This is a genomic window from Niveispirillum sp. GW835-FHT14G11 (assembly GCF_058793615.1).
Genome location: NZ_JBXAFZ010000001.1, coordinates 386,851 through 402,545, shown reverse-complemented (window position 1 = coordinate 402,545; position 15,695 = coordinate 386,851). Strand labels below are relative to the sequence as shown.

The window sequence follows — 15,695 nt, the reverse complement described above, 5'->3', positions numbered from 1 at the left end:
AGTCATTCTCTTTTCCGGTGAATATTAGTGAAGGCGACCATGCCCGATAGTTTCGCCCCCAGGCTGGAGATGCCCGTCGGCGGGATGGGCGAGTTGTTGCGCGCGCTGGCCATGCAATGGCGCCAGCTGGCCTTGTGCGGGCTGGCGGGGCTGGCCTTGACGCTGCTGGCTTTGCATCTGGTCACCCCCCGCTATACGGTCAGCATGGTGGTGGGGCCGCCGGGGCGCAGCGGGCCGGCGGCGATGGGCCCCCGTGCCCCCGCCCTGTCGCCCGCCGCCGGGCGCGGCATCGCCGAACAGGGATCGGCGGAGGAACTGGTCTCTGACTTCGCCCGCTATCTGGCCCTTCTGACCTCCGTGCCGGTGGCGGCCCGGCTGACCGCCGATGCCGCGGTGATGCGCGGTCTGTTCGAGGATGCCTGGGACGAGCAGGCGGGACGCTGGCGCCCCCCCGTCGGGCCAGGTGCGGTGCTGCGCCGCGGTCTGCGATGGCTGGCCGGTTACGAGTCCTGGGCGGCCCCCGATGCGGTGGACCTGTCGCGCCTGCTGAAGAAGGATCTGGCGGTGGAGGCCGTGAATGAGGGGCCGCTGCGCCGGCTGGTCTATCGCCATGAGAAGCGGGACTTCGCCCTGTTGCTGCTGACCCGCCTGCATGCCGCGACGGAAACGCACCTGCGGGAGGAGGCGGAGCGCCGGTTGAAGGCAGAAATGGCCCATGTCAACAGCCGCCTGTCCGGTGTGTCCAACCTGGACCGGTCGCGCCAGTTGACCGGCATGGTGGCGGAGCAGGAGGAGACGCTGATGATGCTGGAGGTCGGGCTTCCCTATGCCGCCGATCTGCTGGAAGCACCCGCCGCCCCGGCGCTGGCGGACTGGCCCAACCCCGTGCCGCTGATCCCGGCCGGCACCCTGGCCGGGCTGGGCCTGGGCCTGTTCGTGCTGGCTGCCCGCCATGGCTATCGTCGGGGGCTGTGATGGAACCCGCCATTCCCATCTCTATCATCATCATGACCCGGAACGAGGCGGCGAACATCGCCGAGTGTCTGGCGCCACTGGCCCGCTTCGCCCAGGTGCTGGTCGTGGACAGCCATAGCGAGGATGGCACCCCGGCTATCGCCGCGACCAAGGGAGCGGAGGTGTTGCCGTTCCGCTGGAACGGGCGGTATCCCAAGAAGAAACAGTGGAGCCTCTCCCATCCCGACATTCGCCAGGATTGGGTCCTATTCGTCGATGCCGATGAGAGAATTACTCCCGACCTGGTTGCAGAACTGGCATTGCTGATGCGGACAGGCCCACGAGAGGCGGCCTTCTTCATTGATAGCCGGCCGCGATGGCTGGGCCGGGTGCTGCGCCATGGCACGCCCTATCGCAAGATCGCCCTGGTGAACCGTCGCCACGCCCGGTTTCCCGTCTGTCCCGATCTGCATGTGGCGCGCATGTGGGAGGTGGAGGGCCATTACCAGCCCATCATCGATGGTGCGGTGGGCCGGCTTTCCTCGCCCATGATCCATGCCGATGCCAAACCGCCGGCCGACTGGTTCGACCGGCACAACCGCTATTCGGATTGGGAGGCGGCACTCGCCCATGGCGGCGGGGCGGCGGCCCTGCTGGCGGGGGAGCGGGGGGGGCGACGGCTGGCGAAAAGGCTGCTGGCGGCGCTCCCGGGCCGGCCCTGGCTAGCCTTCCTGCACGCCTATCTGTGGCACCTGGGCTTCCTGGATGGCAAGGCCGGGCTGCACCACGCCCTGTCACGGGCCTTTTACTACTGGTCCATCGACCTTAAACGCGACTGGCTGGCCATCACGGGGACGGCCAGCCAGTCGGACATATCCGGCACACGGGTATCGGAGGCAGCCGATCAGCCGGCCCTGGTATTGTCATCGGGATCACCGGCCAGCGTCTTCACCAGTTCGAACGTGCGGCGACGCACCGATTCCTCCGGAATCCGGTAATAGGCACGCACCAGTTCCAGCGTTTCACGCCGGGCCATGCTCTCGAATTCCTGGGTTTCGCTGGGCTGGTCATCGGGGACCAACGTCGATTCCGGCGCCGGCAGGTCGTCGAAGAAAAAGGTCACCGGCACGCCCAGTACCTGCGACAGATTGAACAGGCGGCTGGCGCTGATGCGGTTCGCGCCGCGCTCATATTTCTGTAGCTGCTGGAAGGTGATACCCACCGCTTCGCCCAGGGTTTCCTGGCTCAGGCCCAGCAGGGTACGGCGAAGGCGCAGTCGCTGACCAACATGAATATCGATCGGGTTGGGCCCCTCTCCCCGCTTGGACAGGGAATAAGCCTGGGCAAGCCCGGCCTTGGACGGGTTTCTCTTCTCAAGCATGGCGAAAACTCCTTCGCACCGGATGTTGCCAGTACATATAGAGCTACAGTTGCGCCTATCCAACACGGTTGGTTGTAGAGGGTTGTGACCTCTTCTTTGGCAACTGGTTAATCCACGTATTCGTTGTGGAAACGCTTAACCATTGATTTTACTATGTAAATGCAATGTTAACGAACTGGATGCCGTTAACGGTCACCTTTAATCGTTCCGGAATCTCCAGAAGGCATACCCAATTGGAGCAATGTGTCGCACAGAGGATGCGACAATTTGTAGCAGAAGTACCACCATTGTCAGGGGCACCGGCATCGCCGTGAACCGGCGCCGGATGTCGAATTGCTCACGCCGTCCCAACGCCGCCTGCCGGCGCGACAGGCCACCGCCGGCGAAGCACGCCACAAGCTGCCGCACCTGCACAATGCGGCTCGCACGCCGCAGAACGGCCAGGGTGAAGGCGTAGTCGCCGGCGATGCGATAGCCCGTGTCCAGCCGCAACCCGATAAGCAGGGCCCGTCGATAGAAGATGGCACAATGATGCGCCGGCATTCCATAGAAGGCCCAGCGCCAGTGTCGTGCCGGCTTGCGCCGCATCCTCCCGTCACCCGGATCCTCCAGGCTGTCGCCATAGAGTAGGTCCGGCTGATCGGCCAGCAGCGGCGCGATCCTGCCCAGGACATCACAGCCGGCCAGACAATCGCCCGCGTTCAGGAACAGGACATGCCTCCCCCGCGCGATGGCGAGCGCCCGGTCCATACCGGCAAACGGCCCGCCATCGGGCCGGCTGTCCAACCAGTCCGGCGCCAAGCCCGGCCCCGCCAGCGCGGCCAAAGTGGCGGGGCCGGAACCGCCATCGGCCACCAGCCATTCGAAATCCCGCCAGGCTTGGGCGCCCAGGCTGTCGCGGGTGGCGCCCAAGCCTTCAGGATCATCGCGAACAACGGTGATGATGGACAAAGCCGGGCTGCCCACGCCTAATCCTCTATTGCCGCGATGGCGGCGGCGCTGAAGGCGATCTGGCTGAGGATGGTGGTGATACTCTGGGTCAGGGGCAGCCATTCGAACGGTTCCGCGTCGCGCGGCACCACAATCATGGCGCCGGGTACCAGCGACGCCACGTCATGCACCAGCCAGCCGCTTTCCAGCGGCTGGGCGGCGCCGTTGGGCTGGATCACGAAGATGCGGCCATCATCGGCGAAGCGGGTCAGGCCACCCGCTTCGCGCAAATAATCATCGGGCACCTTGTCGGGGTCGAACAACAGTGAGGCCGGGGACAGAACCTCCCCCGACACGGTAACGGTCAGGGGGCGCTTGGGCACATGGATGCGGTCGCCGGGCTGTAAGGGGATGTCCAGTTCCGGCCTCTCGCCCAGCAGGGCGGGGTTGGCCTCCACCGTGATGCGGCCCAATGCCGTGGCACCGCGCAGGTCGGCGGCCAGCTGGCGCACCAGTTCGACGCGCGCCGGGTCGGGCGGGTTCTTGCCGCCCAGCATCTGGGCCAGTTGCCGGTCCAGTTCGCGCGCATTGCGGCGCAGCCCCTCCTCCTCGGCCAATCTGGCGCTCTCGCGGGTGAAGATGGCGCCGGCGGGATAGGCCTCCTCCGTCAGACCGCCGGCGCGGACCAGCAGCATGGACAGCGTCTCCCCCGGCGCCAGATCATAGGTACCGGGCTCCGCCACCTCACCGGCCAGCAGCACGCCGCGCCGCTCCTGCGGACGCTGGCGCAGGCCGACACGCAGGGCAGCGCCGGGCGGGATCGGCTCCACCGCCGCCACGCCGCCGGTAAGGGTACGCGGGGCCACGCCCCGCGCGTCGCCATCGCCCTCCCCCCGCGGTCCCAACGGCGGCGGCAATAGCTCAAGGCGTTGCGGGTCAGCTTCCGGCTTCAGCCCCCCCGCCGCACGCAGCAGCAGCGGCAGGGGGATCGGGCCCGCCACCGGGTATTCCCCCGGCCATACCACCCCGCCGCGCAGGGCCACGACCCGTTCCGAGAGCAGCGCCCTGGTACCGGGGTCCAGCGGATCGGGCGGCGGCGGGCCGGCGGCCGGATGGTCGGCGGGCGGCGACGGGGGCATCACCTCGTCGCGCAGGAACAGGGTGACGCGGTCGCCATCGCGCAGGCGCAGGTCGAACCGTCCCTCCGCCACCTCCGCCGGGGCGAACAGGCTGGGCCGCCGCCCGGAGCCGGCGGCATCCGCCCTTTCCAACAGGGCGGCAAGGCCATAGGCATCCGGCAGGGGCGCCCCGCCCCCGGACAGGAGCGAGCGCAGGCTCAGGCCGTCGGCATCGATGGTGCGCAGACCGGGCTGGCGCACGGGACCAGACAGCAGCACGCCATCGCCTTCGGCATCCGCCACCTGTCCTGGTGCCGCCAGCACCTTACCCGCATAAGAACCACCGGCCAGTGGGGCCAGTGACGCCAGCGGCATGGGGCCAGCCAGCGGATAGGGACCGGGACGCAGCACGCCGCGCCGCAGAAAGGCCGACTGGCGCAGCAGGAAGGGCAGCAGGTCTCCGTCCTTCTGGAAGAGGGCGGGACAGGGCGTGGGCGGCCCCTCCACCCCCATGGCAGCGCGCGCCATCGGACCGGCAGCCAAGGCCCCGTCCGGATCGGCCGACAGGGCGGCAATCATTGATGCCAGGCCGGCGCATTCCTCCAACGCCAGCGGGTCCGCCGGCTGTCCGGACAGGAGCGCCAGCACCGAACGGCCACGCAGAAAGGCAACATCGCCTGCCGACAGCACGATCAGGTGATCGCCGTCGCGCGCCAATTCCCCCTCCCGCCCGGCCAGCAGGGCAGACAGGTCCAGCGCCCGCATCTGTGGCGCCCCGCCGGCCGGCGTGCGGCGCAGCAGCAGCGACAGCGGATGATAGACATCGACTGGCAGCATGGACCGGTCCACCAGGTCGGCCAGGCGCATGCCGTCGGCCATCGGCCGTTCTCCCGGCTCCGCCACCGCGCCGGACAGGGTGATGCTGCCGGCCCGCGCCCCGCCTTCGGGCGCGTGCAGCAGCAGGTCGCCATCGCGCAAGGGAATGGGGTCCTTGGCGCTGACCGGTTGCGGCCGTTCCACCCCCTCCGGCGACAGGCGCAACAGGGTGGACCGGTCGCGCCCCGGCCGCAGCGCGCCGCCGGCCAGGGTCAGCAGGTCGGCCGTATCGTCGGGACCGGTGCCGGCCGAGGGGCCGGGTGGCAATTCATAGATGCCGGGCCGCTTCACCGACCCTGCCACGGCTACGGTGGGGCCCAAGGGCGGCACGATCAGGCGGGCACCATCGGCCAGCAAATCCGTCGCGGCCCCCTGGCCGCTGGTCAGCAGGTCATAGAGATCGACGGTGACGGGATCGGCACCCGGCAGCACCAGCCGGATGGCCCGCAGGCTGCCGTCCGGCAGCACGCCGCCGGCCTGGGAAAGCGCATCCAGCGGCGTGGCGAAGGCCGGCAGCGACAGCCGCCCCGGCCGCGCCACCTGTCCCAGCACCAGCACGCCGATGCGCCGCATGGACAGCAGCGACAGGAAGGCCTGGGTCTGGACATGGGTGGCGGCCACCGCCGCCTCCAGTTCCGTCCGCACATCCCCCAGGGTCCGGCCGGCCGCCGCAATGGGGCGGAGGTCATCGATCAGCAGCAATCCATCGGCACCGACGCGATGCCGGCTGCTGCGCGTCACCTGCCCGCGCAGCAGCAGTGAAAGTTCATCCCCAACGCCCAGCCGGTAATCATCGCCGACACTGCCCAATGACGGGCCGTCACCGGGTGCGGTTCCGGCAAACAGGTCACGCCCGAACAGCCGCAGTTCCTGCCCGGCACGGTCGCTGAACAGCGCCTCGACACGCCCCGCCGGCTCCCCTACCGGGGCAGTAGCCACCTGGAACGGGAAGATCAGCAGGACCAGCAGCAGAAGGGTATGACGACAGTGGGCCATGATTCCTAAAAGCTGTAGGAGTCATGGTTTACACATGTCTTCAGACTTTGAAAACGAGAATGAGGCTACTTAGCCGTGCCGCAGGCTGCCGTCCAGCGACAGGATGGGGGTGTAAAGGGCCGGACGGCGGTCGCGAAACACGCCCCAACCGGCGCGGATGCGGGCGATGGCATCCAGGTCGAATTCCTGGACCAGGACAGCTTCCGACACCCGGTCGGCCTCCACCAGTCTGGCTCCCTTGGGATCGGTGATGAAGCTAGAACCATAGAAGGTGATGCTGCCCGTCTCGAACGTCTCCCTGCCGATACGGTTGCTGGCGATGACGGGCATCAGGTTCGCGCCGCTATGGCCCTGCATCACCCGTTGCCAATGGTCGCGGCTGTCCAGACTGTCATCCTGCGGTTCCGACCCGATGGCCGTGGGATAGAACAGCAGCTCCGCCCCCTGCAGCGCCATGACACGAGCCGCTTCCGGGAACCATTGATCCCAGCAGATGGCCGTGCCGATGCGGGCATAGCGCGTCTGATAGGTCTGGAAGCCCGTGTCGCCGGGATTGAAGTAGAACTTCTCCTGGTAGCCGGGCCCATCGGGAATATGGCTCTTGCGGTAAAGGCCCAGGATCGTGCCATCGGCATCAATGGTGACCAGGGAATTATAGTGCGCGGTATTGGCCTTCTCGAAGAAGGACAGGGGTAGAACGACTTCCAGTTCCTTGGCCAGGGCCTGGAAATGCTGGATCAGGCGGTTATTCTCCAGCGGGGCTGCCAGCTCGAAATATTCCGGCTTCTGGTCCTGGCAGAAATAAGGCGTCTCGAACAGTTCCTGGATCAGGATGATCTGGGCACCCTGGCCATGGGCCTTGCGGACCAGTTCGTCAGCCTTGGCGATATTCGCCTCGCGGTCCCAGCTGCACGCGAATTGCGTGGCGGCAACGGTCACCTTGCGCATCTTGTCCATCCTTACCGGTGCGTTCGGCCATCAGCATAGCCCAAGTTTGGGCCGTCGGTCACATGACCCTTGTCCGCGTCTTCAGCACCAGGGCCAGGAAAAAGGGCGCCCCCAGCAGCGCTGTGACCACGCCCAGCTTCAGTTCCGGTCCCGGTCCGCCCAACCGCAGGCCGGTATCGGCAGCCAGCAGCAGTGCCGCACCGCCCAGCGCCGACAAAGGCAGCAGGCGTGAGGGCTGGGCGCCGGCCAGCGGGCGCAGCAGGTGGGGCACGATCAGGCCGATAAAGCCGATGGCACCGGCCACCGACACGGCCGCCCCCACCGCCAGCGCGGTGCCCAGAATGACCAGGATGCCGGTGCGGCGCGGGCTGAAGCCCATGGACCGTGCCGTCCCCTCCCCCAGCGACAGGGCATCCAACCCCCGGCCCGAGGCCAGCAGCAGCAGCGCCCCCAGCCCCAGGAATGGGGCCGCCACGGCGACATGGTTCATGGACCGGTCGGCCAGCGATCCCAGCATCCAGAACACGATCTCGGTCAGGGCAAAGGGATTGGGCGACAGCGACAGGGCAAGCGAGGTCAGGGCGCCGGCCAGGCTGCTGATGGCCACGCCGGCCAGGATCAGCGTCAATACAGACGCCTGCCGCCCGGCCAGCAGGTAAAGCAGCGTCACGGCGATCAGCGCCCCCGCCATGCCGCCCAGCGGCAGGGCCAGGGGCAGCACCAGGCTCGCCCCGGAATAGAATGCGATGACGGCCCCCAGCCCCGCACTGGCCGATACGCCGATGACGCCCGGTTCGGCCAAAGGGTTGCGCAGCAGCCCCTGCAACGCCGCCCCCGACAGGCCCAGCACCGCCCCGATGCCCAGGCCCAGCAGGGCGCGGGGCAAGCGGATATCGGCGAAGATCACGGCGGCCATGCCGTCCCCGCCCGCCCACCAGTCGCGGATGGCCAATGGCAGCGACACGGGCGTGGGTCCCACCGCCAGGGAGGCCAGGAAAAACAGGATCACGGCCGGGATCAGCAGGGCCAGGACACCGCGCATCATCATCATTCCTTCCGGGACAGCAGCCGGTCGCGCGCGGCGGCCAGCAGGGTAACGGCATCGGCGGTGAAGGGCCCGCCGCAGGTCCAGAGCTTGCCCGGTATCGTCGGCCGGTCGATCGCCGGCACGGCGCGGTCGAGCGCCGGGTGGGCCAGCATCTGGCCGTTCAGCGACGGGTGGCCCTGCTCATCGGCATTGGCGACCAGCAGGTCCGGCGGGTCGGCGGCCACCGTCTCCACCGGCAGATAGCCATAGCCCTTCAGGCCCTTGTCCGCGGCATAGTTCACCAGCCCCGCCGCCCGCATGACGGCGTCCGACAGGGTGCTCGACCCGGCCGTGAAGGCACCGGGCGCCAGGGACAGGACGCGCGCAAGCCGGGACGGGGTGGTCGGGGCGGCGGCGGCCAGCGTGGCGTCCATGCCGGCGATCAGTTCCTCGCCGCGCGCCGCGACATCCAGGGCGGCGGCAACCTGACGGATCTGGGCACGGATAGCATCGAAGTCGCTGACCAGCCCCACCTCCAGCACCGTCACCCCACGGGCGCGCAGCAGGGCGATGGTGGGACGTGTGGTAAAGGTGCCGGCCAGGACCAGATCGGGCGCCAGCGGCAGCACCTCCTCCGCCATGCCGTGGACCAGGGGGATGTCGCCCACCCGGTCCGACAGGGCCGACAGGCCGGGATCGGCCGCCAGGAAGGACAGGGCCGCGATGCGCTCACGCGGTAGCAGCAGCATTGCCAGCTGGTCGGTGCACAGGTTCAGCGACACCACACGCGTCGGCCCCGCTTTCGCCGCAATCGGGGCCAGCATCGCCATGCTGAAGACACAGAACAGACCGATGACCGAAAGGCTGGTGGACCCCCACCTTTCGGGGGGATTGGCGGCGGGCTTGGTTGGCACGATGCTATCCTTGGACCCGGATCGCCGATGAACCGGCGGGCGCGATCTTATAGTGCGGTCGTGACGGAACGGGCAAGGTTGGGGGAGGCGTCGATCATGCAGCGACGGCCACATATCGGTATCACGGGCAGCGCCGGCACGGGCAAAACCAGCCTTGCCGCCGATCTGTCCCGGCTTCTGGACCTGCCCGTCCGGCGGGAGGCGATGCGCGACCGGCTGGCCGCCGGCTTCGATCCGCATGTCCTGCCCCGCGACGGGCACCGGCGGATGATCGCCGGCGACGCGGACGACCTGGCCCTGGACCTGGCGCGCGGCCGCGGGCTGATCACCGACCGCACTCCGCTGGATATGGCCGCCTTCTGGCTGGCCAACGGCTTTGGTGTCGATGATCCGGCAGGGACGGAGGCGCTGCTGGCCCGTGCGGTCTGCGCCATGGCCGATTACAGTCTGGTCGTGCTGCTGCCCTGGGGCGAACGACCCATCGCGACCGATGGGGTGCGCTCCACCAACCCCTGGATGCAACTGCATTTCCAGACGGTGCTGGAAGGGCTGTGCCGGCGCTATGTGGCCCCGGACCGGCTGCTGGTGGCCGATGGCAAGGCCCCGCCGGAAAGGCTGGCGGCGCTGGTCAGGGAACGGGTGTCGGCATAGAGCCGGTTCGCGATCACAGCGAATAGGCTCCGGCGGCGACTGCCGCCGCGCCGCACGTGCGGCGTCAGCCAAGCCGCCGGATAGCGGCGCCCGGCGTCTGAGGGAACAGTATCAATTGAAATCATCATCATCATCGGGCGCCGGCAGGCTGGCCCCGGTGGTGATGGCGTCGGTCAGGTTGGCACCACGGATATTGGCTTCCAGCAGGTTGGCCCCCGACAGATCGGCCCCGCGCAGGTCAGCACCCGACAGATTGACCCCGCGCATGGAAGCGCGGGTCAGGCTGGCCTGGATCATGATGGTGTTGGACAGGTTGGCCGGCCATTTGCGGCCCGTGCCGCGCCCGTTCGGTCCCTTGATCTCCACCGACCCGACCTTGGCATTGTCCAGCTTGGCACCCGTCAGGTTGCTGGCGCGCAGGTTGGCACCGTCCAGTGTCGCCCCCGTCAGGTCGGCGAAATTCAGGGCGGCGGCCGACAGGTCAGCCATCACGAACAGGCAATCGCGCAGCTTGGCACCGGAGAAATTCACGCCCTTCAGGTTGGCCCCACCCAGATTGGCGCCATTCAGGTCGATATGGGACAGGTCCTGGCCTTCTAGGTCCGCGCGTTCGCCCTTGTCGCCATTGCTGGTGATCCAGGTCTGGTGCTGGGACAGGATACGCTGGATGGAGGCGGAGAAGGTTTCAGCCGAACGGCTGAAATTTGCCCCCAGCATGTCGACATTCGACAGGTCCACCCCTTCCAGGTTGGCCCCCTGAAGGTCGGCGTTGCGCAGATTGGCGCCCGCCAGCACGGCACCGGCCAGATTGGCATCGCGCAGCCTAGCGCCCATCAGGTTGGCGGAGTTCAGGTTGACACCGCGCATGTCGCAGCCGGCGAAATTGGCACTTTTCATCACGGACCGGGCCAAATTGGCCCCGGCCATCTGCGCGCCTGAACAATCGGCCCCGACCAGCGAACATTCCGACAGATCGGCACCGGCCAGATTGGCGTTGGACAGGGTGGCATCATCCATGTCGGCCCCGCGCAGGTCCGACGGCTCCATCTTCACATTGCTGGGCGATCGCCGGTCCAGCAGGGCTCCGCCGCGCAGGTCCGCACCGCGCAGGATGGCGCATTTCAACCGGGCGCCGCGCAGGTGGGCTCCACGCAGGTCGGCGTTGGTCAGGTTGGCATTGACCAGGATGGCCCGGGTCAGCCGCGCCGCGAACAGGTCCGCCGCCGTCAGATTGGCGCCCGTGAAGTCGCAATCCGACAGGTTCGCCCCCGACAGCTTGGAATTCTGCAGATTGGCGCCGGAAAAATTATGTCCTTGCAGGTCGGCCAGGGCCAGCATGGCACGGGCACCGCCCGTCAGCCTTTTGAGCCAACGTTCATGCTTGTCGATGACGGCGAGCAACTCATGCGGTGTCATGGCGGGGGGACCATTGCGGACAAGATGAACTTTTCTTGAACGTGCCACAGGCCGGGGCATTTGTGTTAGATGGTTTCTTGACAATCATGCGCCTCGCTATTGCCGGAGCCTGTTCAGTGGACGAAAAAGCCAACGTCGTGCCCACCCGTCACATCGTGACCGCCTTCGATGAGCAGCTGGATCTGCTGCACGACATGGTGCGGGAGATGGGCCGGCTGGCGGGGGAACAGATCATTGATGCCGTTGCCGCAATCATCGGGCGCGACGCCGATCTGGCCGGTCGGGTCATGACCCGCGATGCCCGCCTGGACGAGCTGGAGCAGAAGGTGGAGGCGCAGACGGTACGCCTGCTGGCCCTGCGCCATCCCAAGGCCAATGATCTGCGCATGGTGATCGCCGGGCTGCGCATCGCCAACAATCTGGAGCGAATCGGGGATTTCGCGGCCAATGTCGCCAAGCGCTCTCTGACGCTGCAATCCCAGCCGGAGGTGGCGCTGGCCCGGTCCATGCTGCCCATCGGCCGTGCCGTCGCCGACATGCTGTCCGACGTCATGAAGGCCTATGACAGCGACGATGCCCAGGCCGCCCTGGCGGTGCGCCAACGGGATGAGGAGGTGGACCATGCCTATTCCGCCCTGTTCCGCGAGTTGCTGACCTATATGATGGAAAGCCCGGCCCGCATCACGGCCTGCACCCACCTGCTGTTTGCGGCCAAGAACCTGGAACGCATCGGCGACCATGCCACCAACATCGCCGAAACACTGTGTTTTCGTGTTCAGGGCCACCCGCTGGATGCCGCGCGCGCCAAGGGCGACGACACGGCCAGCATGACGGTGATGCCGGCCTGATATACCGCCAGCACCCTGGGTTTTTCTGCTGCCGGCCTCTGGCCGAACGCCTCGCCTTGTGCTATGTCTTCACCTTGGTCGGCAGAAAACCCAGGCGTCGCCAGCCCCGCAAGGGGCCGCTAAACCTGCCATATATCCTGAATTTCGACCGTCACTCCTCCCAAGGCGTGGCCTGCGTCGACAAGTTGGCGACCATCGACGGTTCCTGAACGGATCAAGGCTGTGCCTATGCGGGATGTTGACCCATGTCGAGAGAACATTTGTCCTTCCAGGTCGCCGATATCAGCGCCCTGGCCAAATCGCTGAAGTCCCAGCTGGAGGTCCATGAGGGGCCGGCCGGACATGTCAGCCTGTTGAACATGCTGGCGCGCGGCGCGGGCTTCCGCAATTTCCAGCATTACCGCGCCCAGGCCACGGCGCTCGACCGGCTGGAGAACCCGCCCCCAGCACCTGCCCCTCTGCCTGAGGTGGATCTGGGTCGGGTACGCCGCCTGCTGCGTCATTTCGATGAGGCGGGGCGCCTGATCCGCTGGCCCAACAAGTTCAACGAGCAGGTCACCTGCCTCTGGGTGCTGTGGTCGCGCCTGCCGGCCCGCGAAAGCATGACCGAACAGGGGATCAGCCGGAAGCTGGACGTATTGCACAGCTTCCGCGATTTCGCGCTGCTGCGCCGGGAAATGGTGGAACAGGGGCTGGTCAGCCGCACGTCCGACTGCCGTGATTATCGCCGCATCGAACGCCAGCCACCGCCCGATGCCCTGGCCCTGCTGCGCTATCTGGCACCGCGGCTGATCGCGGCAGCGTGAACCTGAAAGGGCGGCCCGGATGGACCGCCCTTCAATCTTCAACCCAGCCCCTTCTCCACGAACGCCGCCATGCGGCGCGCGAAGGACAGCGGGTCGGGCAGCGTCTCGCCCTCCAGGATGCGTGCCTGGTCCAGCAGCAGCCAGGCCGCATCCTCCAGCGACGTCGCCGCACCGTCCAGCCCCGCCTTTTCCGCCAGTCGGCGGATCAGCGGGTGGGCAGGGTTGATCTCCAGCACGCGCTTGGAAGCCGCATCGGCCCCCAACTGCCCATGCTGCTTCAGCAGGCGCTGGAGATGGATGTCCATGTCGCCCTCGTCCGCCACCAGACAGACGGCGCTGTCGGTCAGGCGCTCGGACCGGCGGACATCCTTCACCTCATCGCCCAGCGTCAGCTTCAGCAGGGCCGTCAGCGACGACAGGTCGCCATCCGACGCCTTGTCCTTCTTCTCATCCTCCGGCTTTTCATCGCCCTTGATCTTGGAGAGGTCGGCACCGCCGCGCGTCACGGATTTGAATGGCTTGCCGTCGGTTTCGCGTACCGACCCGACCCAGAATTCGTCCACCGGATCGGTCAGCAGGATGACCTCCACGCCCTTGGCGCGGAAGCCTTCGACCTGCGGGCTGCGATCCACGGCCGATTTCTCGTCGCCCGTGATGTAATAGATCGCGTCCTGGCCTTCCTTCATGCGCCCGATATAGGTGGCGAGGCTGACCAGTTCGCCCTTGCTCTCCGTGGTCCGGAAACGCAGCAGCTTCAGCAGATCGTCGCGGTGGCCGTAATCCTCATACAGCCCTTCCTTCAGGACCGCACCGAACGCGTCCCAGAAGCGGGCGTAATCGGCGACCTGCTCCGGATCGGCGGCCTTCTTGTTCAGATCGCCCAGCACACGCTTCACGATGCCGGCCTTCAGCTTGGCCAGAACCGGGTTGTTCTGCAGCATCTCGCGGCTGACATTCAGCGGCAGGTCTTCCGAATCGACCACGCCTTTCAGGAAGCGCAGATAGGGCGGGACCAGCCCTTCAGCTTCGTCCGTGATGAAGACGCGGCGGACATAGAGCTTCACATGATGGGCGCGGCGCGGATCGAACAGGTCGAAGGGCCGTTGCTGCGGCACGAACAGCAGGCCCGTATATTCGATGACGCCTTCCGCCCGCCAATGCAGGGTCAACCACGGTTCATCAAAGGCGTGACCGACATGGTGGTAGAATTCCTTGTACTGTTCGTCCGTGATCTCCGATTTTGCCCTTGTCCACAGGGCATTGGCCGCGTTCACACTGTCGGCGCTGTCGGCCCCCAGCAGGATGGGCACGGCGATATGGTCGGAATAGGTCTTGATGACATGACGAAGCCGATGTTCCTCCAGGAACTCGGTTTCCGCCTCCCGGATATGCATGACGATTCGGGTGCCGCGCGCCGGCGCGCTGGCATCATCCTCGGACACCGTGAAACTGCCCTGGCCGTCGCTGAGCCAGCGCCAGCCCGCCGCCTCCCCGGCCTTGCGGCTGAAAACCTCGACCTTTTCGGCCACCATGAAAGCGGAATAGAAGCCGACGCCGAACTGGCCGATCAGGCTGACATCCTTTTTGGCATCACCCGACAGGTTCTTGACGAAGGCCGAAGTGCCGGACCGGGCGATGGTGCCCAGATTCTCCACCAGATCCTGGCGGTTCATGCCGATACCATTGTCGACCAGGGTCAGGGTCTTGGCATCCTTGTCGGCGATCAGGCGGATCTTGAAGTCGCGGTCATCCCCCAGCAGCGACCCGTCGGTCAGCGCTGCATAACGCAGCCGATCGCACGCGTCCGACGCGTTGGAGATCAGTTCCCGCAGGAAGACTTCCTTCTCCGAGTAGAGGCTGTGCGCCACGATATCCAGCAGGCGGCTGACCTCGGCCTGGAAACTGAGCCGTTCCTCGCTCATCTCACTCACCTTGTTCTGCGATTGGTTCCATTGAGGGCGGCATTGAAGCCGTTGCTGGATATGGGGCAGGTCGCGGGCAAGCGCAAGCGGGGTCACGCCTTTCCCCTCCTTCCGCCCTCGGTATTATATTATCCCCGTCCCACGCCAAGGCTGGTCTATATAGTGGGGCACAACAAGCGCCCCCACCTCAACAAGCTTTAAGAAAAATGTCCTGCCGTACAGAGTCCTTGTCGCCCCCCGCACCCGACGGCCTGCTTCTCATTGGCGCCGGCAGAAATGCGCGGAATATCATATGCATATTCGAGAATGCCGGTGTCCGGGTCTCCAGGCTGGCGGATGACCGGCCTTCCGGGCCCGTATTGGGCCATGAGGTTGGGTTGATCGATGAGGTGGCGGGGAGTGCTAACATCAATGCCTTCCTTACCATTGCCGATCCCGCCCATGCGCAGAGCATCAGGGACCGCCCAGCTTTGCGTGGCTGCACCTGGCCGCGGTTCATCCATCCATCATCGGTAACCTCTTCCCACGCCAATGTCGGCGAAGGGTGCTACATTGGGCCATTCGCCGTCGTCACGGACGTCACCCTGGGCCGGCATGTGCATCTCTTCACTCACAATGTCCTGGGTGCGCGCGTTGCGGTCGACGACTTCACCGTCATTCTGCCGCATGCCACGGTGGCCAGCGATGTGCGGATCGGGAAGCGATGCATGATCGGGATGGGGGCACGCATCCATGCCGGCGTCCAGATTGGCGATGACTGCCGAATCGGTGTCAATGCCGTGGTTCGCCGCGACATGCCGGATGGCGCCATTGCCAATACCGACCAGCGTCTCCATGTTCGGCGCCGTATTACCTTTGCACGATCATAGCTCCAGATGTAACTACACCAAACTGGTGCCGGGACCCGG

14 protein-coding genes are annotated in these 15,695 nt (G+C 66.5%); 6 read left to right on the top strand and 8 right to left on the bottom strand.

The window, feature by feature from the left end; all coding sequences use genetic code 11:
* Positions 1 to 39: 39 nt before the first annotated feature.
* Both AC1Q7F_RS01965 and AC1Q7F_RS01960 read left to right on the top strand, forming a co-directional pair.
* The gene (locus AC1Q7F_RS01965; protein ID WP_492503255.1) at positions 40 to 975 is read left to right on the top strand and encodes a hypothetical protein; all 936 of its coding nucleotides are present in this window, start codon (positions 40 to 42) and stop codon (positions 973 to 975) included.
* Complete coding sequence (locus tag AC1Q7F_RS01960; protein WP_492503253.1) at positions 975 to 1,952, top strand: glycosyltransferase family 2 protein; 978 nt, start codon at positions 975 to 977, stop codon at positions 1,950 to 1,952. Before AC1Q7F_RS01965 ends, AC1Q7F_RS01960 begins: the two co-directional genes overlap by 1 nt.
* On the opposite strand, the gene AC1Q7F_RS01955 is transcribed toward AC1Q7F_RS01960, so the two are convergent.
* The 6 genes from AC1Q7F_RS01955 to AC1Q7F_RS01930 form a co-directional block, all read right to left on the bottom strand.
* On the bottom strand, positions 1,859 to 2,335 hold the full coding sequence (locus AC1Q7F_RS01955; RefSeq protein WP_492503251.1) for a helix-turn-helix domain-containing protein: 477 nt from the start codon (positions 2,333 to 2,335) through the stop codon (positions 1,859 to 1,861). The genes AC1Q7F_RS01960 and AC1Q7F_RS01955 overlap by 94 nt on opposite strands.
* Before the next feature lie 198 nt (positions 2,336 to 2,533).
* Complete coding sequence (locus AC1Q7F_RS01950) at positions 2,534 to 3,301, bottom strand: glycosyltransferase family protein (RefSeq protein ID WP_492503249.1); 768 nt, start codon at positions 3,299 to 3,301, stop codon at positions 2,534 to 2,536.
* A gap of 2 nt (positions 3,302 to 3,303) precedes the next feature.
* Positions 3,304 to 6,255 (bottom strand): SLBB domain-containing protein, encoded by a 2,952-nt coding sequence (locus AC1Q7F_RS01945; protein WP_492503247.1) that lies wholly within the window; start codon positions 6,253 to 6,255, stop codon positions 3,304 to 3,306.
* A gap of 69 nt (positions 6,256 to 6,324) precedes the next feature.
* On the bottom strand, positions 6,325 to 7,203 hold the full coding sequence (aguB, locus tag AC1Q7F_RS01940) for an N-carbamoylputrescine amidase (protein ID WP_492503245.1): 879 nt from the start codon (positions 7,201 to 7,203) through the stop codon (positions 6,325 to 6,327).
* A 58-nt stretch (positions 7,204 to 7,261) separates the two neighbouring features.
* Positions 7,262 to 8,248, bottom strand: coding sequence for a FecCD family ABC transporter permease (locus tag AC1Q7F_RS01935; protein WP_492503243.1), 987 nt, complete (start codon positions 8,246 to 8,248; stop codon positions 7,262 to 7,264).
* Positions 8,249 to 8,250: 2 nt separating this feature from the next.
* Entirely contained in the window at positions 8,251 to 9,144 is an 894-nt protein-coding gene (locus AC1Q7F_RS01930) for an ABC transporter substrate-binding protein (RefSeq protein ID WP_492503241.1), read from the bottom strand.
* A 96-nt stretch (positions 9,145 to 9,240) separates the two neighbouring features.
* Between AC1Q7F_RS01930 and AC1Q7F_RS01925 the strand changes: the two genes are divergently transcribed.
* Positions 9,241 to 9,795, top strand: coding sequence for an AAA family ATPase (locus tag AC1Q7F_RS01925; RefSeq protein ID WP_492503239.1), 555 nt, complete (start codon positions 9,241 to 9,243; stop codon positions 9,793 to 9,795).
* Between the two features lie 111 nt (positions 9,796 to 9,906).
* On the opposite strand, the gene AC1Q7F_RS01920 is transcribed toward AC1Q7F_RS01925, so the two are convergent.
* A complete protein-coding gene (locus AC1Q7F_RS01920) occupies positions 9,907 to 11,211 on the bottom strand; it encodes a pentapeptide repeat-containing protein (RefSeq protein ID WP_492503237.1) in 1,305 nt (434 codons plus the stop codon).
* A gap of 116 nt (positions 11,212 to 11,327) precedes the next feature.
* Between AC1Q7F_RS01920 and phoU the strand changes: the two genes are divergently transcribed.
* Together phoU and AC1Q7F_RS01910 are read left to right on the top strand one after the other, a co-directional pair.
* Positions 11,328 to 12,059, top strand: a complete 732-nt coding sequence (gene phoU, locus AC1Q7F_RS01915) for a phosphate signaling complex protein PhoU (RefSeq protein WP_492503235.1) — start codon at positions 11,328 to 11,330, stop codon at positions 12,057 to 12,059.
* Positions 12,060 to 12,304: 245 nt separating this feature from the next.
* Positions 12,305 to 12,865 (top strand): DUF2087 domain-containing protein, encoded by a 561-nt coding sequence (locus tag AC1Q7F_RS01910; protein WP_492503233.1) that lies wholly within the window; start codon positions 12,305 to 12,307, stop codon positions 12,863 to 12,865.
* Positions 12,866 to 12,903: 38 nt separating this feature from the next.
* On the opposite strand, the gene htpG is transcribed toward AC1Q7F_RS01910, so the two are convergent.
* Positions 12,904 to 14,787, bottom strand: coding sequence for a molecular chaperone HtpG (gene htpG / locus AC1Q7F_RS01905; RefSeq protein ID WP_492503890.1), 1,884 nt, complete (start codon positions 14,785 to 14,787; stop codon positions 12,904 to 12,906).
* Positions 14,788 to 14,993: 206 nt separating this feature from the next.
* Between htpG and AC1Q7F_RS01900 the strand changes: the two genes are divergently transcribed.
* On the top strand, positions 14,994 to 15,656 hold the full coding sequence (locus AC1Q7F_RS01900; protein WP_492503231.1) for an acetyltransferase: 663 nt from the start codon (positions 14,994 to 14,996) through the stop codon (positions 15,654 to 15,656).
* The last annotated feature ends 39 nt before the right edge of the window (positions 15,657 to 15,695 follow it).

Excerpts from the sequence above, each read along its gene's own strand:
- AC1Q7F_RS01965 (WP_492503255.1), top strand. The coding sequence starts at position 40 with ATGCCCGATAGTTTCGCCCCCAGGCTGGAGATGCCCGTCGGCGGGATG.
- AC1Q7F_RS01960 (WP_492503253.1), top strand. The coding sequence starts at position 975 with ATGGAACCCGCCATTCCCATCTCTATCATCATCATGACCCGGAACGAG.
- AC1Q7F_RS01955 (WP_492503251.1), bottom strand. The coding sequence starts at position 2,335 with ATGCTTGAGAAGAGAAACCCGTCCAAGGCCGGGCTTGCCCAGGCTTAT.
- AC1Q7F_RS01945 (WP_492503247.1), bottom strand. The coding sequence starts at position 6,255 with ATGGCCCACTGTCGTCATACCCTTCTGCTGCTGGTCCTGCTGATCTTC.
- aguB (WP_492503245.1), bottom strand. The coding sequence starts at position 7,203 with ATGCGCAAGGTGACCGTTGCCGCCACGCAATTCGCGTGCAGCTGGGAC.
- AC1Q7F_RS01935 (WP_492503243.1), bottom strand. The coding sequence starts at position 8,248 with ATGATGCGCGGTGTCCTGGCCCTGCTGATCCCGGCCGTGATCCTGTTT.
- AC1Q7F_RS01925 (WP_492503239.1), top strand. The coding sequence starts at position 9,241 with ATGCAGCGACGGCCACATATCGGTATCACGGGCAGCGCCGGCACGGGC.
- AC1Q7F_RS01920 (WP_492503237.1), bottom strand. The coding sequence starts at position 11,211 with ATGACACCGCATGAGTTGCTCGCCGTCATCGACAAGCATGAACGTTGG.
- AC1Q7F_RS01910 (WP_492503233.1), top strand. The coding sequence starts at position 12,305 with ATGTCGAGAGAACATTTGTCCTTCCAGGTCGCCGATATCAGCGCCCTG.
- htpG (WP_492503890.1), bottom strand. The coding sequence starts at position 14,787 with ATGAGCGAGGAACGGCTCAGTTTCCAGGCCGAGGTCAGCCGCCTGCTG.
- AC1Q7F_RS01900 (WP_492503231.1), top strand. The coding sequence starts at position 14,994 with ATGTCCTGCCGTACAGAGTCCTTGTCGCCCCCCGCACCCGACGGCCTG.